Genomic DNA, 23,545 nt, shown 5'->3' with positions numbered 1-23,545 from the left:
GGGGGAAGAAAAATGGACTTTTTAGTTAAATTAGCAGAAGGTTTTATCGGCATGTTCCAAGCAGGAGGAGATGTCTTTGTAGGTCTAGTAACAGGGATTATTCCATTGCTTGTAGTTCTTATTACTGCAGTTAATGCATTTATCCGGCTGGTCGGTGAAGAACGCATCAACAACTTAGCGCGTAAAAGCACAAAGAATATCATATTGCGCTATACCCTTTTTCCGGTATTGGCAGTTTTTTTCCTAACAAATCCAATGGCTTACACGTTCGGTAAGTTTTTACCGGAAAAGCAAAAGCCAGCATTTTATGATTCAGCAGTATCTTTTGTCCACCCAATCACAGGTCTGTTTCCACACGCCAACCCTGCTGAATTATTTGTTTACTTAGGAATCTCTGCAGGCATTACACAATTAGGCTTTTCATTGGGACCATTAGCAATTCGCTTCTTTATTGTAGGCGTCATTGTAATTTTGATTCGAGGTATCGTCACAGAGATTATTACGGTCCGTATGATGAAATCAAGAGGTATGGAAGTCTAATTATCTAAGCTGTTTAAAAAGGGGAGGCAAAGAAAATGAGTAATATACAAGCGCCATCAAATTACAAACCAATAACAGTGTCAAAAGGAAGAGGCGGTTGGGGTGGTCCGCTAACTATTCGCCCAAACGAAGAAAAACGATATATTGTTTCTGTAACAGGCGGCGGTATCCATCCAATTGCTGAAGAAATTGCAAAACTGACAGGTGCAGAAGCGGTTGATGGGTTTAAAGGCTCGTATGATAAAGAGACCATGGCTTGTGTCGTTATCGATTGCGGTGGTACGGCACGATGTGGCGTATATCCGAAAATGAACATTTTAACGATTAATGTCAACGCAACATCACCATCAGGGCCGTTGATGAAATTCATCAATGAAGAAAATTTTGTTTCGGGAGTGAAAATTGAAAATATCATTGAAGTCGCAGCTCCTTACGAAGATCAAGATGCTGTAGAAAAAGCCGTTGAAAAAGTAGAAAATCCAGCAGAGCGTGAAAAGACACCGCAACAAATAAAAGAAGAAGCGAAACTAAAAGCCGCTAGTTATCAAAAACCGAAAAAGATGAATATTGTCGAAAAAATCGGTCGTACTGCCGGTAAAGTAGTCGGAATATTCTATCAAGCGGGACGCGAAACGATTGATCAAGTATTGAAAAACATTTTGCCATTCATGGCTTTTGTCAGTATGTTAATCGGCATTATCGTCTATACAGGTATCGGTGATTTAATCGCTAATTTCGTTTCTCCTCTAGCGGGAAGTATTGGTGGTTTGCTGTTACTATCGGTGATTTGTGCTTTACCAATTTTGTCTCCACTACTCGGCCCAGGAGCGGTCATTGCACAAGTAGTCGGGGTATTAATCGGTGTAGAAATTGGTCGAGGAAATATCCCACCGGAATTAGCTTTACCAGCGTTGTTTGCGATTAACCCACAAGTTGGAGCAGATTTCGTGCCGGTTGGTCTGACATTAGGAGAAGCGGAACCGGAAACCATCGAAGTCGGAGTTCCAGCGGTCTTGATGTCGCGCGTTATTACAGGTCCACTGGCAGTTGTTATTGCGTATCTATTTAGTTTTGGTCTGTACAGCTAAAAATAAGGGGGTAGTCATATGGAGGACACGATGACAAAAAAATATGAAGTGAAAATAACAGGAATTGGTGATGAAGTAGAAATTTTTATGGAAGAAAATATGCTAGTTATTTTTGATGATACGGTTCCTGAATCATTGCAGTCAATTGGAGTGATCCATGAGCAGGCGGGGTTGCTTGAAAAAGTCGGAACAGGCGATGTGCTGGAAATTAACGGGCAACGTTACAATATTTTATTTGTTGGAAGCAAAGTCAATGAAACTCTCGAGGAAATCGGTCATTGTACAATCGCTTTTAATGGCGAAACGACAGCCGACTTGCCAGGGACGATGTGTGTTGAAGAAAAGCCATTACCTGAACTACAGGTGGGTGCCGCGATTCGTATATTAAAGGTATAGGAAAGGAGGTTAGTTCATGCTAGGTATAAATAGGAAACTCGAAGAACTTCAGCGAAATGGAGATTTTATTAAAGTTGGCTTAGTGGGAGCTGGCCAAATGGGACGAGGAATGATCTCCCAGATTGAAAGCATGGCAGGTATGCGAGTAGTCATTACTGCAGATATTCAAATTGATAATGTCACGAACGCATATATGAAGTCAGGTGTCTTGCCAGGTGAAATCATTGAGACTAATGAGATGGAGAAAGCTTCAACAGCCGTCCAGGAAGGAAAAGTGGTGGCAACGACAGATGCTCAATTAGTTACATCTTTGCCCGAGGTTGATGTCGTAGTTGATGCGACAGGAGTTCCTAATATTGGGGCGAAAATTGCTTGGGACACGATCCTTAATCGAAAGCATATTGTCATGTTGAATGTAGAGGCTGACGTTACAGTAGGTGTTATTCTCAAGAAAATGGCCGATGCTAGCGGAGTGGTTTATACCGGTTCTGCAGGGGATGAACCGGGAGCAATTATGGAGTTATTCGATTTTGCGGATGCGCTTGGGTTTGAAGTGGTAGCTCTTGGTAAAGGCAAGAATAATCCATTGAACTTAAATGCAAACCCCGATACTGCAGCGGAGGAAGCAGCGAGAAAAGGGGCCAGTCCGAAAATGCTTGCCTCTTTCCAAGATGGGACTAAAACAATGGTTGAGATGACGGCTGTGGCAAATGCTACAGGTTTTTTACCAGATCAACCGGGCATGCATGGTTTTGTCAGTGATGTAAAAGGCTTACCTGAAATCTTTAGATTAAAAAGTGAAGGTGGAGAGATTAACAACAAGCAGATTGTAGAATACATTAATGGCATCGCGCCTGGCGTTTTTGCCATTATTGCTTCTGAAAAAGAAGAAGTTAATCACGAGCTAGAGTATTTGAGTATGGGCGAAGGGCCGAATTATGTACTGTACCGCCCATATCATTTGACTAGCTTGGAAACTCCAATCTCCATAGCAAGAGCTCATATTTATAACGAGGCCACAATTGCACCTTGGCACGGACTTCAAGCTGAAACAGTCACTGTAGCGAAAGTTGATCTAACAGCAGGCGATTATTTAGATAGTATTGGAGGATTCACGGTTTATGGTCACATCCTGACAGCTCAAGATGCCTACGATCAAAATGCATTGCCTTTAGGTTTAGTTGATAAAAACGTCCGCTTAAAACAGAATATCAAAAAAGGTGAAATCATTAGCTATGCTGATATTGAACAAACCAAAGATTCCACTATTTGGCGTCTTCGCCGTATGCAAGATGAAACGTTTAAAGCACAAACAAAAAAAGCGGTGTCAATAAAAGCTTAGTTCATACAATTTAACGGAGATAAAACCAATAAATTGAATGAGAAGGTGTTCAAACATGGAAGTTAAAACGATGGAAGCAGGTTTGTACTGCAATCACTGCAAAGAAGAAGTGAACCATGAAATTACTTATATCAATGAGGATATAAAGAGTATTCGTTGTGAGCAATGCAATAAAACAAAACATCTAAGAGTAGATGTTAATAAGAAATTTTATAAAGAAATTTATGACCGAATTTCTTCGAAGCCGAATCGGATTACAGGGGAATACAAGGAAGATTTGAGTCATCTGCTGATTTCTCTGCCGGTCCGGACCATCAGCAAACCTTATCGCCTGCTACAGGATGTGAGCGCTTCTCGAAAAATTGTTAAACAATACAAACAAAGAAAAAGCCGTGTTAAATAACATTTTTCTTAAGGACCAAACTTCTCTAGAACCAAAAGAGAAGAATGGTCTTTTTATTTTACTTGACTAAATAATCAAAAAATATTATATTTTACATATGTCACAGTAATGAACATATGTAAAAGGAGGAAAATTCATGACACAGAAACTAAAATTACCACCTCAAGTAAAAGAGACAGAGTTAAAGGATTTGTATAAGCAAATGTGGTTGATTCGTTTATTTGAAGAAAAGGTAGATGAGTTTTTTGCGAAAGGAATGATTCATGGTACTACTCACTTGAGTGTAGGCCAAGAAGCCTCTGCTGTCGGTTCAATCGCCGTTTTAGAAAGTAAAGATAAAATCACTAGTACGCATCGGGGTCACGGACATTGCATTGCGAAAGGTGCAACGGTTAATGGCATGATGGCCGAACTTTTCGGTCGAACTACAGGCTACTGCAAAGGAAAAGGTGGCTCGATGCATATTGCGGATGTAGATAAAGGAAACTTAGGAGCCAATGGAATTGTAGGTGGAGGCTTTGCGATTGCTACTGGAGCTGCGCTAACTTCCCAGATGAAAAAAGAGGGATATGTTGTATTATGCTTTTTTGGAGATGGGGCATCGAATGAAGGAAGCTTCCATGAGGCGATAAATTTGGCTTCAATATGGAAATTGCCAGTTGTCTTTATTTGCGAAAACAATCAATACGGCATGTCAGGACCGATACGAGAGATGATCAATATCCCGGATATTGCAACGCGTGGAGCAAGTTACGGGATTCCTGGAAAAGTTGTTGATGGAAATGATGTATTTGAAGTCATGAATAGCGTCAATGAAGCTGTGGACCGAGCGCGTAATGGAGAAGGACCATCGATTGTTGAAGCAAAAACTTACCGTTCTAAGGGACATTCAAAGAGTGACGCCAAAAAATACCGAACACGCGATGAAGAAAAAGAATGGTTGTTGAGAGATCCAATAAAATTAATGGCGGGAGTGTTAATTGAAGAAGGGATTTTAACACAACAGGAAGTAGAACAAATTAAAGAAGAAGCAAAAAAAGAAATTGAAGAATCCGTTGAATTTGCAAAAAATAGTCCTGAACCAACATTGGATGATTTGATGGAAGATATTTATGCATAAGCCAGAGCAAAGGAGAATCGACGCATGAGAGAATTGACTTATTTAGAAGCGGTAAGAGAAGCAATGAGCCAAGAGATGAGAACGAATGAAGATGTTTTTATATTAGGAGAAGATATCGGCGTCTATGGAGGTGCATTCGGTGTAACGAGAGGCATGATTGAAGAATTTGGTCCTGAGCGAATCCGTAATACCCCAATTTCAGAAGCGGCTATTTCGGGTACAGCTGTTGGAGCGGCATTGACGGGAATGCGTCCGATTTTGGAATTGCAGTTTTCCGATTTTATGACAATTGCGATGGACAATATGGTTAATCAGGCAGCAAAAATTCGTTATATGTATGGCGGAAAAGGAAAAGTTCCAATGGTTCTCCGTACACCTGCTGGTTCAGGAACTGGCGCAGCTGCACAACACTCACAAAGTCTAGAGGCATGGATGGCTCACATTCCGGGTCTGAAAGTGGTTCAACCGTCGACAGCATACGATGCCAAAGGGTTATTGAAAGCTGCTATGGACGATGATAATCCTGTTATCTTTTATGAACATAAACTTTGTTACCGGACGACATCAGATGTTCCTGAGGAAGTGTACTCAATACCATTAGGCAAGGCAGACATTAAAAAACAAGGTACTGATGTAACAATCGTGGCTACAGCCATTATGGTGCATAAATCATTAGAAGCCGCAGAAGAACTTGAAAAACAAGGAATCCATGCCGAAGTAATTGATCCAAGGACACTTGTGCCTCTCGATATTGAAACGATCGTTCAATCCGTCAAAAAAACGGGACGACTTGTCGTAGTTCATGAAGCAGTGAAACGTGGAGGATTTGGCGGTGAAATTGCCAGTCTGATAGCAGAAAGTGAAGCTTTTGACTATTTGGATGCACCTATCAAGCGACTCGGTGGCAAAGCAGTACCAATTCCTTATAATCCGGAGCTAGAGAAAGCGACGATTCCAGGAGTGTCAGATATCATTGAGGCCGCCAAAGAAACGCTAAACCGCTTGTAGGGAGGAGAAACAGATGGCTAAAGAAATTTTCATGCCGAAGCTGAGCAGTACCATGCAAATCGGGACAATACTTCAATGGTTTAAAGAAGAAGGAGAAACCGTTGAAGTAGGAGAACCGTTATTTGAAATCATGACTGACAAAATTAATATCGAAGTCGATTCTTACGAAGAAGGAACTCTTCTCAAACGCTATTTTGAAGAAGACGATGAAGTTCCCATTAATCATGTGGTTGGCTATATCGGTGATGTGGGAGAAGGTATTCCGGAGTCACCCCCTGGAGAATCGGGTGTCAGTGGTAAGCAGACTTCCTCAGAAACTCCAATAGAGCAACTACAGGCAGAAACGTCCGAACAAGCTTTTGAACAAACAGAAAAAGTTCGGGCAACGCCTGCGGCTAGAAGAATCGCCAAGGAGAAAGAAGTAAGTCTTAATGAGATAAGAGGGTCTGGACCAAATGGTCGCATACAACAAGTGGATGTTGAAAAGTTTGAAATTCCTGCTGCTACCATTTCGAGTCGTGCTACGCCACTTGCTGAGAAAGTAGCGATAGCTGAAGGAGTAGAGCTACAAGACATTAAAGGCAGTGGTCCAAGAGGGAAAATATATCGGGCTGATGTAGAAAGTGCCAAGGCGGCAATAGATGTTCCGGAAATCCTACCTACCAAACGTATGAAAATGACTGGAATCCGGAAAGCTGTGGCAGACCGAATGCTCCATAGTAAATCAGTTGCACCACATGTTACTCTCAACAGTGAAATTGATATGACAGAAGTAGTGGCGATGCGTAAGAAACTACTAGTTCCTGTTGAAAAACAAACGGGTTATCGAATCAGCTACACAGAAATCATTTTAAAAGCAACAGCTCATGCATTAAAACGGCATCCCAATATTAATATTTCACTAGAAGGCAATGAAATTGTTTACCACGATACCATAAACGTAGGATTGGCAGTTGCACTCGAAGATGGTCTGTTAGTGCCAGTTATCAAAGATGCTGATCGGAAAGGTTTCGCTGAACTGACTGTCGCATGTAAAACGGCAGGACAGGCTGCAAAAGAAAGTAAGTTAAAACCAGACGAAATGTCGGGGGGAACGTTCACCATCAGCAATCTTGGGATGTACGCAGTCGATACATTCAACCCCGTCATCAATCAGCCGGAATCAGCGATTTTAGGAATCGGGCGCATCCACGACAAGCCGGTCGGTTGGGAAGGTCAAATTGTATTACGTCCAATGATGGGCGTTGGCTTATCATTCGATCATCGCGTCATAGACGGCGCACCAGCTGCGGCATTTTTAACTGAGTTAAAAGGAATTCTCGAAAATCCACTTGAATTATTAATGTAAGGAGTAGATTCTATTGAAGACTTATGAAGTGGCAGTGGTTGGCGGTGGGCCAGCAGGATACGTAGCTGCTATTAGAGCCGCCAAACTGGGTAGGACCGTAGTATTAATAGAAGCTAGAGAGCTTGGTGGAACATGCTTAAATCGCGGGTGTATCCCCTCCAAAACCTTGCTGCGTCATGCTGAAGTCATCGAAAATATCGAAAAAGCGAAAAGCTGGGGGATTGAAACAGGACCAGTAACCGTGTCATTATCAAAAATGATGCAACGCAAAGATGAAGTGATTCAAAAGCTAAGAAACGGAATCGCTTATTTAATGAAACAAGGCAAAATTGAAGTTTTGAATGGATATGGAGAAGTGCAAACACAAGGAATAATTAAAGTAGATGAAAACGGTGAACAGAAAACAGTCAAAGCAGAAAAAATCATTTTGGCTACTGGTTCAAAGCCGATTGTTCCGCCTATTCCAGGGCTGGAGAAAGGACATTTTCATACCAGTGACACCATTTTTGATATTACAGAACTACCAAAAACTTTGGTCATAGTGGGTGGTGGCATCATCGGTGTGGAGTTTGCTTGTATTTTTTCTGCACTCGGTGTACCTGTGACAATCATTGAAATGAGCAAACAGATTGTTCCGAGCGAAGATCCCCAAGCGGCAAAGGTTTTGGCAAAGTCGCTGAAAAAGAAAGGCATTACCATTTTAACATCAACCAAAGTCGTGGAGATAAAGCGAACCGACAATGGTCAACACGTTCACGTTGAAAATCAATCAGCACAGCTTGAGGTATTGAACACAGACATCATTCTTTTGTCAGTTGGAAGATCCCCTAATACATCGTCATTCAATTTATTGGGATTGGAGATGGCAGGTTCTTTTGTAAAAGTTGATGAACATATGGCAACTAGTCAGTCAAATATCTACGCGGCGGGAGACTTGGTGGGCAACTGGCAACTCGCGCATGTAGCAAGTGCTGAAGGGTTAGTCGCCGCATCTAATGCAGCAGGACAGCGAGAAACAATCGATTATCATGTGGTGCCACGTTGCGTCTATACAAATCCTGAAATCGCCAGTGTCGGAATGACTGAAAAAGAAGCAGAAGAAAAAGGCATTTCCTATAAAGTGGTCAAGGTAGATCATGTAGGCAACGGTAAGGCGCTGACATTAGATGAAACAGAAGGCTTTACTAAATTGATTGCGGATACGAAATATGGTGAGATTTTAGGTGTCTCGATGGTAGGTCCTCATGTTACAGAGATGATTGCCGAGCCTTCTGCTTATATGCGCTTGGAAGGATCAGTAGATGAACTAGCATCGATGATTCACGCGCATCCTACAGTTTCAGAAAGCCTTTACGAAGCAGCAGCTTCTTGGCTTGGAAAAGGAATCCATCATTAAAAAAGCCAGTTGGCTGAGTGCTCTGTGCACACTCAGTCAACTGGCTTTTTAGTTTAGTAAAAGGTTTTGCTCAATTTTGTGCATTGTTGCGCAAAAGTAAGTCTGCCGTAACGTCATCGATGACAAGGACATCCAAGTAGCCACCTTTTAAAGCAGCTCTCAAGCTTTCCACTTTATGTGCACCTTCGACAATCCCAATGACTTCCGGAATTTTCTTGAATTCTTCTAAATCAAGCCCAATGACCAAATTGTTCAACAGGTGATTGATTTGGTTGCCGTCGACATCGTAAAAGCGTGACCCGATATCTCCCACTGCGCCTGCTGAATCTAATGATTTCAAATCTTTTGGAGTCAAATATTGCATTTCAGTCATGGTTGAACCTGTAAACGGATTGCCTAATCCCACTACTGCCATTTCAACATTGCGGCCTTCTTTTAACACCATAGCGATGTCTTCTGATTGTACAAGACGCTCTTTTAATTCTATGGATTCCACCATAGCAGGCGCGTATAGGTATGAGCAACTGGCGTTCATTTTTTGCGCCAGTTGATAAGCGAGTAAATTCGAATGAATATCTACAAATTTTCTGCCCATTCCTCCAACTAATGGAACGATCTGCAGCTCACGATGCTGTTCGTAAGGGTATTCCTGTACAAATTTAGATAAAGTACTGCCCCATGAAATACCTAGCGATTTAATATCTTTAATATTTTTGGAGACGTAAGAAGCCGCTGCTTTACCAAGAGCGTGCTTAATCATATCTGTACTTAAATTGGCTGCAGGAACCACTAATGCCTCTTTCAACTGGTAGGTTTTCTCAAGTTGCTGTTCTAATTCCACAGTATGAGCGTTTTCATCTTTAATATAGATTTCCACGATACCCATTTCCCTAGCTTTGTTCAGCAATTTTGAAATTACAGGACGGGAAACTCCCATTTTAGTGGCGATTTGCGCCTGAGTTTGACCGTCGAAATAGTAGAGGTTAGCGACCTTTACGATCTGTCTACGTTCTTCCCAATTCATCATCATTGCACCTTCTCGTCAAAGTCCGATTTGCGGTTTCAAATCTTAAACCTTAACCGCTTTCATATCTCTATTATACGGTTGCAACACTTTTTTGTATACTATTGGAAAAGTAAGAAGTAGCCTTTCTAAGGCTCGTATTTGTAAGGTCTATACAACGAATGAATTTAGACTATAAAAGTAAGATTGAGGATGCAAATTCCAACTATTCACTATAGAATAGAGTCAACATGAGTTAAGTTACATAACTTAAAAAAGGACGATTGGAGGGGGAGCAAATGGCAAAGAAATGTTGGTTGTCTTTTGATGAAATGTGGGACAAAGTAATGGCTTGCGACCGCAAGTATGACGGTCTTTTTTACACATGTGTGAAAACAACTAAAATTTACTGCCGACCTTCTTGTCGTTCTCGGAAGCCTAAAAAAGTGAATGTGGAATTTTGCCTGACGATGGAAGAAGCAGAAGCAAATGGATTTCGCGCATGCAAAAGATGTCAGCCAGAAACCGAATATTCTCCTGCCGAAGAACTCACTCGTAACGTCATGACTTATTTAACTGCCAATTATAAAGAACCGATTAACCTTCAACAAATCGCACATCATGTCGGCATGAGTCCCTCATATTTAGAACGAATTTTCAAGCAAGAAACCGCAGAAACACCGCATGCATGTCTTGAGAAGATTCGCATTGATAAAGCGTTATACTTATTAACAAGCACTGACTTATCAAATCTTGAAGTCGCGTTAGAAGTAGGGTTTCAAAGTCCGTCAAACTTCTATAAAGTATTCCGGAAGCTAACAAACCATTCACCATCAGAATACCGCAAGCAAAGTGAGTTGGTTCTACTATGAAATCTATAAAAAGTACGCAGTATACAGAAATTTCAACACCTGTTGATTTTAATTATGAAGAATGTCTCGTTCACCTTGGCAGATCTTCGCAAGAAAACTTATACCGGATTAAAGAAGGCAAAGTGATAAAGTTGTTAAAGTTAAACGGAGAGCTGGTATTGTTTCAACTAACATCCGTCCCGGGAGCTTTACGCATCGAGTTTCCGCTAAACGCACCTACTCCAAATGAAACCAAGCAAGTCGTTGCGTATATAGAAGACTGGTTTGATTTGACCACCGATTTGCAAGAGTTTTACGAAATGGCGGAAGCTGAGCCCGTCTTAAATCCAGTGGTCCAGCAATATTATGGCTTGCGTGTAATTGGTGTGCCGGATTTGTTTGAAGCGTTAGTGTGGGCTGTCATGGGACAGCAAATCAATTTAACATTTGCGTATACCTTAAAGAAAAGATTTGTCGAAAGTTACGGGGACTCAGTCGTTTACGAAGGCGAAACGTATTGGACTTTCCCGCATCCTGAAACAATCGCAGCTTTGCCACTTGCTGATTTGAGAGCGTTGCAGTTAACGGGTCGAAAATCGGAATACATTTTAGGTATTGCATCTATTATGGCTATAGGCGACTTAAACAAAGAACGATTGTTACAAGAGCCAGACATGGAAAGTAAATTGTTAGAAATTCGTGGCGTGGGCGCATGGTCGGCCAATTATGTTATGATGAAATGCTTGCACGACGCATCTGCTTTCCCGCTTGCAGATGTCGGGCTCCACAATGCGTTAAAAGCCCAGCTGAACATGGAGCGAAAACCAACAATCGCAGAAATTAGCGAGCTATCGGCAAATTGGAGCGGGTGGGAAGCCTATGCCACATTCTATTTATGGAGGTCATTATTATGAATCAAGTGCACCAAATTGAATTCCAATCACCTATCGGCATCGTAGAAATTACCGGAACAGATAAAGCCATCCGATCAATTTTGTTTAGTGAAAAAAGTAGCGTGACGATGCCACTCTCTCTAGACAGCCCGCAAGTGTTGAAAGACTGTCAACAGCAACTCGAGGAATACTTCCAAGGGCAACGTATGGATTTCACATTTGCTTGTGAGTCTGCAGGAACGGACTTTCAGCAAAAAGTATGGACTGCGTTAACGGATGTTCCATATGCGGAAACCGTATCGTACGGCGCAATTGCCAAAGCTGTCGGCAGCGAAAAAGCTGTCAGAGCAGTAGGGAATGCCAACAGTAAAAACAAATTGAGCATTGTCGTGCCATGCCACCGCATTATCGGCGCAAACGGCAAACTAACGGGCTACGCCGGCACATTGCCACGAAAAGAATGGCTACTGCGTCATGAAAAAGCATGCAGTGAAAATCAATCTGTTTAAGGATGAAATAGAGAAAGCTGTCCCTAAAATCATGTGAAATGATTTTAGGGACAGCTTTTTTGTTGATCACAGAAGTCAGACTGATTTCCATTTTGGCGGACGCCGCCTTTATTTGAATCAGCTTATATTAAAAAACCTGAGAAAGAAAAGTGGTGGACTTTTCTTTCTCAGGTTTTAGATTCTTTTCTAAGCGCTGGCGCGTCCAAGGGCTAATTGCGTGAGCCGTGCCCCCTGGAAAGCGTCCGGCTGGAACGATTTCTTCGATTATAAAACTTATTTCGTGTCTGCCTCAGCTTTTTTAGATTCATTCAAATCAACATCAACAGAAGTAACAAAATAACGCTTCGTGTCATCAGTTTGGATGTTTACTTTTTTGCGATCAAACAATGATACTGTTTCGATTTTTGTCATTTCACCAGTTTGGATGTCTTCTTCGTAAATGCGGTAACCGATAATCGCATCGTCACGCACTGCATGCCAAGAAATGTTGAATGCAGTAGCAAAAACGTTTGCTGGTGGTTCAGGCTGTTTGTCGGTAACGCTCGAATCAGAAATCAATTCAGCTGTTACAACTAAACGCTCTTCGTGTGAACCAATATCGCGGTTGTAATCGCCTGTACATGTGATCAAGCTCAAGAGACGCTTGTCTGAGCTACCGAATATTTTTTCAATCGGTGCATCATCTGTTTCGTAACTAGTTAAGTCGGTCACTTTATAGACCATTTCGCGTCCGTCTGGACCTGTTACCGTAACGGTTTCACCAATTTTTATATTTTCAAGTTCATAAAAAACAGCGGGCCCTGTCAAGCTGTCAACATGTCCTGCTAAAACCGCATGACCTTTAGCGCCTACTTTATAACCAGGCTCAAACCAGCCAACTTGGTCAACATCTTCAGGTACACCCATTTCGCCATTGTCTAAAATACCAGTCGATTCGATGGCTGCGTCAACACCGATTGAAGGGATTTTAATTTGAAAAGGCTCCATGCCTTTGATGCTTTCTTGACGTTCGCGTTGTAGCATTTGTAGTTTTTCACGTTGTTCTGGAAGAATGGGAAACTCGGCAATCTGGTCTACGTAGTTGCCTGTCACTTCTTCTTTTTTAACGGATTCTTTTTCTTCTACTTTTTTGACCTGTTCAATTTGCTCTTCAAAAGTAGGGCTAGCGGCCATAGGCTTTAATATGATAAACAAAGCGAGACATAAAACTAAGGCAGTCCCAATGGTAACAAGCTGCTTCATTTGTCATTCCTCCTTTCTAATAGGGAACAGAGAGAGCTTGGGGCTCTCTCTGATAGGTTATTGTTGGTTTTTCGTTTGACGGTAAGTGATTGTTCCAGCTGCCAATAAAATCATTGCGCTCAATGTGATCCAAAGAACCATTGTGTTTGATTGGTTCGCAGTGCCGCCAAGTCCAGTAGCAGGCATTTTTTCAGGTGCAGTGTTTTCAAATTTATCAGGGAATTGATCAACAACTGCGCCGCTCAATCCTTTACCGATATCAAACATAATCGCATATCCTGAACGGTACGTTTCATAAGAAGTTGTGTAATCACCAGATACATATTGTTGGAACGTATCGATAACTGACGTTTCGTGAGCTGTCACACCTGCAATGGTTTCATCCAAAGGCATGCGATCTTCTGTTGCAGTGTTTAAAAATGTTCCAAGGTCTGTTGCAAATGTGCTTGTTAATGTGTTTGTTGCTTCTTCAGCCGCTTCTTTATCATCAGCTGCTACAGCAATCACTAAGTCACCTTGAACAGAAATATGTTGGTTGTTCCATAGTTCAACAAATTCGTTGCTTGCTTCTTCACCATAAACCGTAGCAAGTGCTGCACGAAATTCTTCCGTATTTTGATCTTGCGCCCAATCGGCAAAATCAAAGTCGTCAGAACCATTATAGCCTTTTGTCATGCTAAGTTGCGCTAAAGCGAAATGCTCAGCCGCAATCCGGTTCACTGTCGAACGGAAGTCACCAGCTGGCGTATTTGGGTCTGAAAACTGGTCAGGGAACTGAGTTGAAATGGCGCCACTAATTGCGCTACCTGCTCCGAAAATTTGTGTAAAACCATCTAAGTAAGAAGTATAAGCAGCAACATAATCACCTTCTACATAAAGGTCAAATGTGTTTTGAACAAAATCTTCATGTTCGCGAAGTGCTGCAGTCGCACCTTCTTCAGGAAGATTGCCTTCTGTCGCTGTATCAAGAAATGCACCCATGTCGTCAACAAAAGATTGAATTTCGTCTAACGCTTCTTCTTTCATTGCGTCATCGCCATTTCTTACCGCTTCGGCATAATCATCCGTGCCGGTATTGTGCTTATCAAAAATTTCAACAAACGCTGCGCCGCCTTCTTCACCATATACAGAAGCAATAACTGGCTCCATGTCTGCTGCGTTGGCATCCAGCGCTGCAATTGCCGCTTCAGCCGCTTCATCTTCGTCATAAATTTTCATCATCGAATCAACTGCTAGTGCGTAATGCTCGGATAATAATGAATCCAACGTCGCGCGAAGTTCCACGCCTGTCGTTTCAGTTGGTGAATGTTCATCTGCTGATACATTAGTAGCCATTCCGGGAACTAAAATTGCCGCACCAAGTACAGGCAGTAAGATTTTTTTCCATTTCATATAAAAACACTCCTCATTTTTTAATCTGTTACTAGACATAACGGAGAGATTGAAAGTTTAGATCACATTTTAGTTGAAAAATTAACGGTAAATTTTGTTTCGACAGTAAATGGCGTGATTTGGACAGTATTCAGTCTCATTTGGACAGTATTTGATGCGAAACGGACAGTATTTGTTCTAATTCGGACAGTATATCCAATTAACTGGAAATAGGCGTGCAAAAAGTAAAGAAATTCTCTTGAAAAAAACCGCCCCTAGGCGGTTTTCATAATTACTTAGCGCGGACATCTTCAAACGCATCTAGTGTTTGAACATCTTCTGGAGAAATAGTGAAATCCAATTGGCTATTTTCTAAGATGCGATCTTCGTTTGTCGATTTCGGAAGGGGTAAAGTGTTTTTTTCTAAACAGTAACGAATGCATAATTGAGCAGGCGTTACGTCATATTTAGCAGCCATTTCTTTAAGGTCATCACTGTCCAAAATTTGTCCAGTCGCCAGCGGAGAATAAGCTTCGACCACAATATTATGCTTTTCACAAAACTGCAGCAAGCTCTTTTGATCGCGCCCGACATAAAATGGAATTTGATTCGCCATTGGCACAATTTCGCAAGCATCGATAAGTGCTTGAATATCGCTTTCAGCAAAATTGGAAACACCGATTGCGCGGATTTTGCCTTCTTTATAAAGCTTCTCCATCGCTTTCCACGATTCAATATTGCCTTCTGTGCAATCTTTGCCAATGTCATCCCAAGGCCACGGCGCATGAATCAAATAAAGATCTAAGAAATCAACCCCGAGATTTGAAATGGTTTCTTCAAAAGCCGCTAGAGTCGCTTCATATCCTTTTGTTTGGGCTGGTAGTTTACTAGTAATAAAGACGTTTTCCCGGGAAATATCAAAATCTTTAATCGCTTTGCCAACATTTTCTTCATTCTTATATGCTAACGCCGTATCAATATGCGTATAGCCATTTTTTAACGCAATTGTCACTGCGTCGTAAGCTTCTTCGTTTGGAATTTGCCAAGTACCAAAGCCGATATTGGGGATTTTAACGCCATTGTGGAACGTGAAAAATTGATCGTTTGTCATAAAAAAATTTCCTCCTCTTTATTGATCTTCCTTTGTAGTCTTATACGTGTTCTCGTAATTGTACCCGGAACTTAGGTTGCTTAAAGCATCTGTTTGCGAAAGCCATAAACCATTAAAAACGGCACCTCGATTTGTCGTCCAGGTGCCTAATAAGTTCGGTGCTGTGTAGGTTCTTATTTCACATCGGAACTTTTTAAGAAGTTTAACAACTCATTGTTAAAGCGCTCTGGTTCATCTGCGTTAATGCCATGGCCGCTGTCTTCGAAAGGAACGAGCACTGAGTTGGGGATTTGCTTGTCCATTTCTTCGGCCAATTCGTAAGTGCAAATTTGATCTTTTTTCCCATGGAAAATAGCAGTCGGAACAGTAATGCCTGCTAACTCATCGCGCAAGTCCTCGTCTCTTAAGGCAATAGCGGATTTAATGGTAGAGTGAGCACCGGCTTGAAGTCCAAGCGTTTGGAACCAATGCAGAAATTCCGGTGATTTTTTCTGTTCAAAGAACATATCCGCGAATTGCCCAAGAAAGGCCGGACGATCTTCTTTAAGTTGGTCAATAATGCCATCAACTTCTTCGGGCTTAAGATTGTGTTGGAAATCATCGCGTTGCGTGAACAACGGAGCCGCTGCTGCTAATAGCAATAATTTATCGACGCCTTGCTGCTTGAAATTCGTTAAGTAACGAATGGCAATCGGCCCGCCCATTGAAAATCCGGCAAGCACAAAATGATCAAGTTTCAAATAATCGACAACCGCTTTGACATCGTTTGCTGCCATGTCGTAATCGTAGCTCGACCACGGCTTGTCTGATTTCCCGTAACCTCTCAGGTCAATGCCGATAAATCGAAAGTTTTGCTCCGCAAGCACACTTACTTGCGACTCAAATGCTTTGCTATTTAAAGGCCAGCCGTGAATAAAGACGACAGGTTGCCCCGATCCAATGTCTTCCACATAAACGTTTACGCCATCTTCCACTTCAATATAATGTCCCACCAAATTCTCCTCCTTTAATGTAAAACAGTATTAATGTAGAACTTCCCGTTGTTGCATTAAAGTAAACTACTGGAAATTGAGAGATTGTCGGAGAATCCTTTTATACAAATCATAGTCATAATTTAATCGTCACGACCATTTGGTTTGCTGAGACATTAGAGGGGGAAGCTAGTAGTAGAAAATACAGATTCGTAAGGAGGCAATCATGGACTATATCTATTTGGGAAATTCAGGTTTGCGGGTTCCGAAGTACATACTTGGAACGGTTCCTTTTAGCGGGACAAATGGCTTTGACGCTGCAGGCAATATCGACGAAAAAACAGCACGGCGCATGGTAGACATGTCACTTGAGGCAGGCATCAATATGTTTGATACCGCTAATTTGTATTCAAAAGGCGATGCAGAACGAATATTAGGAGCAGCCATTAAAGGGCGCCGTGACGAATTATTGCTGACATCGAAAACAGGCTTTCCACTCGGGGAAAACCCTAATGCAAGAGGGGCTTCGAGAAGCAATATCTTGACTTCAATCGACCATTCACTTGAGCGTTTAGGCACAAACTATCTCGACGTCTATTTTGTCCATTTGTGGGACGGGCAGACGCCGGTCGAAGAAACGATCGAAACCATGACGAGTCTCGTCAAATCCGGAAAAATCCGCCATTGGGGCGTATCAAACTATAGCGGCTGGGCGCTGGCCCGAACGTTTACGGTCGCAGAGCAATCGGGCTGTATCCCGCCTATTACACAGCAGATTTACTACACACCAGAAGCACGGGAAGCGGAATATGAATTGCTTCCTGCAGGCAGTGAGCTAGGCATTGGCTCGATGATCTGGAGTCCACTCGGTGAAGGGCTACTAAACGGCAAAATCGGGCGCAACAAACAAGCACCGTCGAATACACGACAAGGTGCTGGATGGCCAGAGCCGTGGGTGCAAAATCAGGAGCGGCTCTACCAAGTAATCGATGCGTTAGAAGAAGTCGCAGCCAATCACAATGCTTCAGTGCCACAAATTGCTTATGCATGGGTTCGAGATCGGCCGAACGTCGGTCCGATTGTCATCGCGGCACGTAACGAAGAGCAGCTAAAAGAAAACATCGCTTCTTTTGAAATTCAGCTAACACAAGAAGAACATGACCGCATCGAATCTGTTGCCCGACCAGTGCCAATCTATCCGAACTGGCACCGTGCTATGAACTCATTTGACATGGGCAGCCCAGCTGAAAAAACGTATTTGGCAGGTTATAAACAATCGATGGGCATTGATGACTAATTGATAAAGTCAGGGAAATAAAAGAAGTGTGGTTTAATTAAGAAGATACTAGGGAATTCTTATACTATAATGAGTACCCAAAAAGACTGCGAGTCATTTAAAAGCTGGCAGTCTTTTTTTAAGACTTGTTCGTCAAATAAAAACTACAAATCAGGAGGCGCAATCCGCATGGATGAAAAAACACTCAAGAACACAAAGCTGTTCTCCATTTTAAATTTAGTTTTTTATTTCCTAACTTTAGGGGTGAACTATCTGGGGTCGTCTGGATTTTTTAATGGCATGAGTCAAAAAAATCTGTCAGACAAATACATGACGCTCATCTCCCCAGCACCATTCACGTTTTCAATTTGGGGCGTGATTTATACCTTGCTGCTGGTGACATTAATTTATTTCTTTATTAAACGAAAAAATCAACATGTAAGCAAGCTTATTCGATTGGTGTCGCCCTTATTTATCGCCAGTGCTGTATTCAATATGGCGTGGATTATCGTGTTCTCATACGAACTACTCGGGATTTCAACGCTGTTGATTTTGGGGCTACTGTTCTCATTAATCTTGATCGTCAAAAGAATCACGAACAATCGCTCGGAATTTCCAAGTACGCTGGCAGGAATTAGTTTTACGCTTTACAGCTCATGGGTCTTTATCGCGACAATCGTTAACACATCTCTATTTTTAGTGCAGCAACAGTGGGACGGATTTGGATTTTCTGATTCGATTTGGACAATCGTCATTTTGTTTGTTGCTATTGGATTTGTGTTTTTCTACTTGGCCCTATACAAAAACGCCGCATTTCCACTTCCGATCGCATGGGCTTTTTTTGGTATCTATAGCGCGTACGCGAGCGGTGTATTAGATGCAACGATGGCAACAACGATTCAAGCAGTTTTAGTAGCCGGGATTGTCTTATTGCTGATTGCGAGTGCATGGACGTTTGTTAAAAATGATAAAGGGCTTTTTCCGAAAACCAATGAATAAAAGTAATTAAATGAAACCAGCCACAAAGTCTCTTTTAAAGAGCTTTTTGTGGCTGGTTTTAATTCGGTTTTATTTTAGACAATCTATGACAGATTTTAATGGGGGAAACTAATTCACAACTTTAAATTGACCACGCAAAAACTTCATTCGCTAGTAAATGGTGTGATTTGGACAGTATTCATTCCCATTTGGACAGTATTTGCTGTGAAACGGACAGTATTTCTATTAAACTCGACAGTATATCCAATTAACTGGAAATAAATCATGTGAAATAAGTAGAAAGCATTGATTTCAAAAGAATTTCACATCACATACGAAATCTGTGGCAATAAAACCACTACAAAATCCGGAATTTCTCTTCATTTAACTCGTAAATACGGATATAGGAAATGAAAGGATGTGCTATTTTTGTAACTAATCAAGTTCACTTTACTAGCAATCGTAGCATTAGGCATCTTACTTAATAAAATCATAAAAAAGATGAAAGAAACACTGACGTTAGAGGAGTTTAACGAAGAGATATTCTAACATGTATCAACCAATCACATCGCCTCGTATGAAATAAAACTAACACAAGAAGAACATGGCCAGGTCAAATCCACCGCGCGTCCGGCACCTATTTATCCGAACTGGCACCGCCTGATGAAGATGGGTAGCCCTTCTAAGAAAACCTGTTTGAAAGGGTATAGAAAGTCGATAGGATTAGATAAATAATTGAGTCCAATAAAAAGGACTTTCGGGAAGGTCGGAAGCCTTTTTTATTGGACTGACAAGTGGGTGAATCACCCGTGTGAAGCCTATCGGTAAAAAAATGACCCTGAAAAGTATGTTATACTTAAAAAAATATCAAAGAAACATAATTTCCCAACAGTAACAATTTAACAGGTCTTTTTATGCGTTAAATAAATAGAAAATTCGAATGGTTTAGGATTTACGAAAAATAAAGACAATTATTATGCATGAATATTCAAAGAGTACGGCTTAGATTGCTTATGAGTACAGCGGGTTTTCCGTGCTCTTAAGTCGTCTTATTTTTTTAAAGAAGATTAATACTTTTTAACAAGTACAGCTGTCGAATCAAGTTCTAATTCAGCTAGTAATTTCTGATCATAGAAGGGAGGTGTTTTAATGGAAAAGTGGCTCCGGTTTCTTGAGGTAAACGCTCCTCGTATTTTAGAGCTAACAATTGATCACGCTGTGCTAGTTTCTCTAGCAATTGTCGTGGCACTCTTAATTGGTATTCCGCTCGGTATTTACTTGACCACGAACCAGTATCTAGCAGACACAGTTCTTCAAATTGCTTCTATTACATTAACAATTCCTAGCATTGCACTTTTTGGAGTAATGATTCCTATTTTTTCTCTTATCAATCAAGGAATTGGCTTTGTGCCAGCTTTTGTTGCGCTCGTATTGTATTCACAACTGCCAATTATCCGTAATACGTATACCGGCATCAAAAACGTCAATCCAGAAATGCGCGATGCAGCGATTGGCATGGGCATGAAAACGCATCAGCGTTTGTTACGTGTCGAAATTCCAAATGCCATGCCCGTTATTATGGCAGGCGTACGAACGGCCGTCATTATGAATATTGGGATAGCCGTCATCGCTTCGTATATCGGCGCTGGCGGTCTCGGGGTTTTAATTACACAAGGAATTAGCAGAGGTGACAATTACTTGATCATCAGTGGCTCTATCGCTGTTGCGATACTCGCCATCATTGCAGATTCCATCTTATTATTGATTCAAAAACGTTTTACCATCAAAGCGTTAACCGATTAACTCTAGAGAGGTGAGCATATGATTTCATTTAAGAATGTTACAAAACGATACGGAGAAGAGATCGTAGCTGTCAACGATGTTGATTTTACCGTTGAAGAAGGAAAAATCGTCGTGTTGCTCGGCCCTTCCGGCTGTGGAAAAACAACGCTGTTACGAATGGTCAACCGGTTGGAATCTATTTCAGAAGGCGAAATCATTATTAATAATGAAAACTCCAAAGATTTAGATGCCATCGAATTGAGAAGGAAAATTGGTTATGTCATTCAAAGTAACGGGCTTTTTCCTAATATGACAATTGAAGAAAACGTTATGCTCGTTCCAGATCTTTTAGGATGGAGCAAAAAAGAAAAGCGAGAACGCTTTGAATATTTGATGAAGCTGATTGGATTAGATGCTAAAGACTACGGCAAGCGTTATCCGCATGAATTATCAGGTGGCCAGCAGCAGCGTATCGGTGTAGTGCGTGCACTTGCGGCTGACCCTCCGGTTATGTTGATGGATGAACCATTTGGGGCACTTGATCCAATTATTCGAGACAAGATACAAGAAGAGTTTCTACAGATTCAGCGTGAAGTGAAAAAAACGATTCTTTTTGTTAGCCATGATATCGACGAAGCGATCAAAATGGCCGATAAAATCGTACTTTTGCGCAACGGAGAAATTATGCAATTTGATACACCTTCAAAAATGCTGTCACATCCCAAAAATGAATTTGTCTCTCAATTTTTTGGCAAAGACCGTGCCATTAAAAGTTTAAGTTTACACACGGTAGAAGATTTACAAACAATCATTGGACTCGGTCCGGTTGACGAATCGGTTCAAGATACGAAAACGATCAATATCCATCAAGATTTACGCAATACGTTGTCCATGCTGATGAATCAAGAAGCAGATCAAGTAGTTGTGAAAAACGATCAGGATGAAAATATTGGCACGATTACAATCGATCTTGTGCAAAAATACCTGCATTTCGAAATAAAAGGGAAAATGTCCGCATCTCAGGAAGGGTGATTCGGTGAACCGTAAAAAATGGATAGGCAATATTGTCAAATACACGCTTTATGCATTGGTCGCCACATTTTTCATTTGGGCGATTGCCAATAGTTATTTTGACTACATCTTTACTCAATCAGGAACATTTTTGGTGTTGCTGAGGCAGCATATTGTTTTAGTACTGGTCTCTTCAATTCTCGCCATTTTGGTAGCAGTACCAGCGGGCATTCTCATCACTAGACCCAAATTCAAAAAAGCCGAATGGCTGGTTTCCAATGTCGCCAATTTGGGGCAAACGATTCCCAGTCTAGCAGTTCTGGCATTGATGATTAGTATTTTAGGTATCGGTTTTAAATCTGCCGTTTTTGCGCTGTTTATTTATTCGATTCTGCCAATTTTCAGAAACACAGTAGCAGGCATCGACTCTATTGATAAGAACATGATCGATGCGGCAAAAGGGATGGGGATGAAACCCCATCAGATTTTATTTCGCGTCGAACTTCCTAATTCGGCTTACTCCATTCTTGCCGGCATCCGGACGGCTGTTGTCTTGAATATTGGTACAGCAGCTTTAGCTTATGTGGTTGGAGCAGGTGGACTTGGCGTTTGGATCTTTACCGGGATAAACTTATTTGATAACGGCTTCCTAATTTCCGGAGCTATCCCTGTGACTTTATTGGCGATTTTAGCTGATTATATTTTACGTAAAATCGAATATATCGTCGTGCCAAAAGGATCAAGGCGTATTGAGAAAGCTTAGCGATAAGGATAGGAGGTATCGAAATTTGTTATGAACTTACTCAAACTGATCCCTCTGCTGATTACTGCGGTGATCTTGTCGGCCTGTTCAGGAATAGGCGTGACCGGAAAAGAAGTGACGGTAGGGGGCAAAAACTATACGGAACAATACTTACTGTCAGAGATGACGGCGTTCTTATTAGTAGATGAAGGCTTTAAAGTCAACCAAATGAACAACCTCGGCAGTAGTGTCGTTCGCTCAGCGCTAGAAAACGGCCAAGTAGACATGATGTGGGAATACACAGGAACGGCACTCATTACGTATATGGGCGAAGAATCCATCGCTGACCCCGATGCTGCTTTTGAAAAGGTAAAAGAAAATGATATCAAAAACGATATCCACTGGATGAATATGTCGGGTGTCAACAACACCTATGCGCTTGCCATGAGAAGTGAGCAGTCAGAAGAGCTCGGCATCAAATCCATCAGTGATCTTTCGGACTATATTAATGAAAATCCTGGAGAGTTGACGATGGCTGCCGATGCCGAGTTTGCGAATCGTACAGACGGTTTGCCAGGCGTAGAAGAGACATATGGTTTTGAATTTGGTTCTGGCCAAGTGCGTCAAATGGACTTAGGGTTGACGCAAAGAACATTGAACAACGAGCAAGTTGACGTTTCAGTAGCCTTTGAAACAGACGCTACAATCAGAAACTATGACTTAGTAGTGTTAGAAGACGACCAACGATTCTTTCCACCGTACCGAGCAGCCGTCGCGATCAATCAAGAGGTATTTGAAAAATATCCCGAAATTGAAGAAATTACTGCTCGTTTGGCAGAAAGCCTAAACAGTGACATTATGAGAGAACTAAATTATCTCGTCGACATTGAAGGGCAAAGTGTTTCTGTAGTTGCTTACGACTGGCTTGTTGAAAATGACTTTTTGGAAGAAGAGTAACAAAGCACTCCGTTTAGAGCTGATCTAGAGTTCTAAACGGAGTGCTTTTTTGTGGATAAATAGGTAAGGTTTTACAGCGAACTGTGTCCGGACTTTAAATTGATCTTGCAAAAACTTCATTCGCTAGTAAATGGTGTGATTTGGACAGTATTCATCCTCATTTGGACAGTATTTGCTGTGAAACGGACAGTATTTCTATTAAACTCG

The 23,545-nt window shown here is 41.5% G+C and carries 23 protein-coding genes; 18 read left to right on the top strand and 5 right to left on the bottom strand.

Features of this window, described 5'->3' with window-relative positions; all coding sequences use genetic code 11:
* Positions 1 to 12: 12 nt before the first annotated feature.
* The 9 genes from srlA to lpdA all read left to right on the top strand — a co-directional run bounded on the left by srlA (position 13) and on the right by lpdA (position 8,641).
* On the top strand, positions 13 to 540 hold the full coding sequence (gene srlA, locus MLE13_RS03740; RefSeq protein WP_240748124.1) for a PTS glucitol/sorbitol transporter subunit IIC: 528 nt from the start codon (positions 13 to 15) through the stop codon (positions 538 to 540).
* 35 nt (positions 541 to 575) lie between these two features.
* Positions 576 to 1,628, top strand: a complete 1,053-nt coding sequence (gene srlE, locus MLE13_RS03735) for a PTS glucitol/sorbitol transporter subunit IIB (RefSeq protein WP_240748123.1) — start codon at positions 576 to 578, stop codon at positions 1,626 to 1,628.
* Positions 1,629 to 1,646: 18 nt separating this feature from the next.
* A complete protein-coding gene (locus MLE13_RS03730) occupies positions 1,647 to 2,024 on the top strand; it encodes a PTS glucitol/sorbitol transporter subunit IIA (protein WP_240748122.1) in 378 nt (125 codons plus the stop codon).
* Positions 2,025 to 2,040: 16 nt separating this feature from the next.
* Positions 2,041 to 3,366: an NAD(P)H-dependent oxidoreductase gene (locus tag MLE13_RS03725; protein ID WP_240748121.1), complete on the top strand. Its 1,326-nt coding sequence runs from the start codon at positions 2,041 to 2,043 to the stop codon at positions 3,364 to 3,366.
* 55 nt (positions 3,367 to 3,421) lie between these two features.
* Positions 3,422 to 3,769: a bh protein gene (locus MLE13_RS03720; RefSeq protein WP_240748120.1), complete on the top strand. Its 348-nt coding sequence runs from the start codon at positions 3,422 to 3,424 to the stop codon at positions 3,767 to 3,769.
* A 136-nt stretch (positions 3,770 to 3,905) separates the two neighbouring features.
* Positions 3,906 to 4,889 (top strand): thiamine pyrophosphate-dependent dehydrogenase E1 component subunit alpha, encoded by a 984-nt coding sequence (locus tag MLE13_RS03715; RefSeq protein ID WP_240748119.1) that lies wholly within the window; start codon positions 3,906 to 3,908, stop codon positions 4,887 to 4,889.
* A gap of 24 nt (positions 4,890 to 4,913) precedes the next feature.
* Positions 4,914 to 5,897 (top strand): alpha-ketoacid dehydrogenase subunit beta, encoded by a 984-nt coding sequence (locus MLE13_RS03710; RefSeq protein WP_240748118.1) that lies wholly within the window; start codon positions 4,914 to 4,916, stop codon positions 5,895 to 5,897.
* Positions 5,898 to 5,910: 13 nt separating this feature from the next.
* Positions 5,911 to 7,245 carry a dihydrolipoamide acetyltransferase family protein gene (locus tag MLE13_RS03705; protein ID WP_240748117.1) on the top strand — a complete coding sequence of 445 codons (1,335 nt, stop codon included), beginning with the start codon at positions 5,911 to 5,913 and terminating at the stop codon, positions 7,243 to 7,245.
* Positions 7,246 to 7,258: 13 nt separating this feature from the next.
* Complete coding sequence (gene lpdA / locus MLE13_RS03700) at positions 7,259 to 8,641, top strand: dihydrolipoyl dehydrogenase (protein WP_240748116.1); 1,383 nt, start codon at positions 7,259 to 7,261, stop codon at positions 8,639 to 8,641.
* A gap of 70 nt (positions 8,642 to 8,711) precedes the next feature.
* Here the strand turns inward: lpdA and MLE13_RS03695 are convergent, their stop codons facing one another.
* Entirely contained in the window at positions 8,712 to 9,668 is a 957-nt protein-coding gene (locus MLE13_RS03695; protein WP_240748115.1) for a sugar-binding transcriptional regulator, read from the bottom strand.
* Between the two features lie 275 nt (positions 9,669 to 9,943).
* On the opposite strand from MLE13_RS03695, the gene MLE13_RS03690 reads away from it, so the two are divergent.
* The 3 genes from MLE13_RS03690 to MLE13_RS03680 are packed head-to-tail and all read left to right on the top strand — an operon-like array spanning position 9,944 to position 11,897.
* Entirely contained in the window at positions 9,944 to 10,516 is a 573-nt protein-coding gene (locus tag MLE13_RS03690; RefSeq protein WP_240748114.1) for a bifunctional transcriptional activator/DNA repair enzyme AdaA, read from the top strand.
* Positions 10,513 to 11,409 carry a DNA-3-methyladenine glycosylase family protein gene (locus tag MLE13_RS03685; protein WP_240748113.1) on the top strand — a complete coding sequence of 299 codons (897 nt, stop codon included), beginning with the start codon at positions 10,513 to 10,515 and terminating at the stop codon, positions 11,407 to 11,409. Before MLE13_RS03690 ends, MLE13_RS03685 begins: the two co-directional genes overlap by 4 nt.
* Positions 11,406 to 11,897, top strand: coding sequence for a methylated-DNA--[protein]-cysteine S-methyltransferase (locus MLE13_RS03680; protein WP_240748112.1), 492 nt, complete (start codon positions 11,406 to 11,408; stop codon positions 11,895 to 11,897). The genes MLE13_RS03685 and MLE13_RS03680 overlap by 4 nt, the downstream gene beginning before the upstream one ends.
* A 273-nt stretch (positions 11,898 to 12,170) precedes the next feature.
* Here the strand turns inward: MLE13_RS03680 and MLE13_RS03675 are convergent, their stop codons facing one another.
* From MLE13_RS03675 to MLE13_RS03660, 4 genes are all read right to left on the bottom strand, one after another.
* Entirely contained in the window at positions 12,171 to 13,139 is a 969-nt protein-coding gene (locus tag MLE13_RS03675; RefSeq protein WP_240748111.1) for a class F sortase, read from the bottom strand.
* Positions 13,140 to 13,196: 57 nt separating this feature from the next.
* Entirely contained in the window at positions 13,197 to 14,531 is a 1,335-nt protein-coding gene (locus MLE13_RS03670; protein WP_240748110.1) for a hypothetical protein, read from the bottom strand.
* Positions 14,532 to 14,802: 271 nt separating this feature from the next.
* A complete protein-coding gene (locus MLE13_RS03665) occupies positions 14,803 to 15,621 on the bottom strand; it encodes an aldo/keto reductase (RefSeq protein WP_240748109.1) in 819 nt (272 codons plus the stop codon).
* 173 nt (positions 15,622 to 15,794) lie between these two features.
* Positions 15,795 to 16,613, bottom strand: coding sequence for an alpha/beta fold hydrolase (locus tag MLE13_RS03660; RefSeq protein WP_240748108.1), 819 nt, complete (start codon positions 16,611 to 16,613; stop codon positions 15,795 to 15,797).
* Positions 16,614 to 16,818: 205 nt separating this feature from the next.
* Between MLE13_RS03660 and MLE13_RS03655 the strand changes: the two genes are divergently transcribed.
* From MLE13_RS03655 to MLE13_RS03630, 6 genes are all read left to right on the top strand, one after another.
* Positions 16,819 to 17,889 (top strand): aldo/keto reductase, encoded by a 1,071-nt coding sequence (locus tag MLE13_RS03655; protein WP_240748107.1) that lies wholly within the window; start codon positions 16,819 to 16,821, stop codon positions 17,887 to 17,889.
* Between the two features lie 168 nt (positions 17,890 to 18,057).
* Complete coding sequence (locus MLE13_RS03650) at positions 18,058 to 18,867, top strand: tryptophan-rich sensory protein (RefSeq protein WP_240748106.1); 810 nt, start codon at positions 18,058 to 18,060, stop codon at positions 18,865 to 18,867.
* A gap of 1,128 nt (positions 18,868 to 19,995) precedes the next feature.
* The gene (locus MLE13_RS03645; RefSeq protein ID WP_240748105.1) at positions 19,996 to 20,649 is read left to right on the top strand and encodes an ABC transporter permease; all 654 of its coding nucleotides are present in this window, start codon (positions 19,996 to 19,998) and stop codon (positions 20,647 to 20,649) included.
* Between the two features lie 18 nt (positions 20,650 to 20,667).
* Positions 20,668 to 21,660 (top strand): ABC transporter ATP-binding protein, encoded by a 993-nt coding sequence (locus MLE13_RS03640; RefSeq protein WP_240748104.1) that lies wholly within the window; start codon positions 20,668 to 20,670, stop codon positions 21,658 to 21,660.
* Between the two features lie 4 nt (positions 21,661 to 21,664).
* Positions 21,665 to 22,402: an ABC transporter permease gene (locus MLE13_RS03635; protein ID WP_240748103.1), complete on the top strand. Its 738-nt coding sequence runs from the start codon at positions 21,665 to 21,667 to the stop codon at positions 22,400 to 22,402.
* Positions 22,403 to 22,432: 30 nt separating this feature from the next.
* Entirely contained in the window at positions 22,433 to 23,338 is a 906-nt protein-coding gene (locus MLE13_RS03630; RefSeq protein WP_240748102.1) for a glycine betaine ABC transporter substrate-binding protein, read from the top strand.
* Positions 23,339 to 23,545 lie beyond the last annotated feature (207 nt).

Origin of the sequence: Planococcus halocryophilus, from assembly GCF_022489025.1 — a bacterium.
GTDB lineage: Bacteria > Bacillota > Bacilli > Bacillales_A > Planococcaceae > Planococcus > Planococcus halocryophilus_A.
Note: the sequence above shows the minus strand (reverse complement) of the source record. Positions and strands in the feature narration are given on the sequence as shown.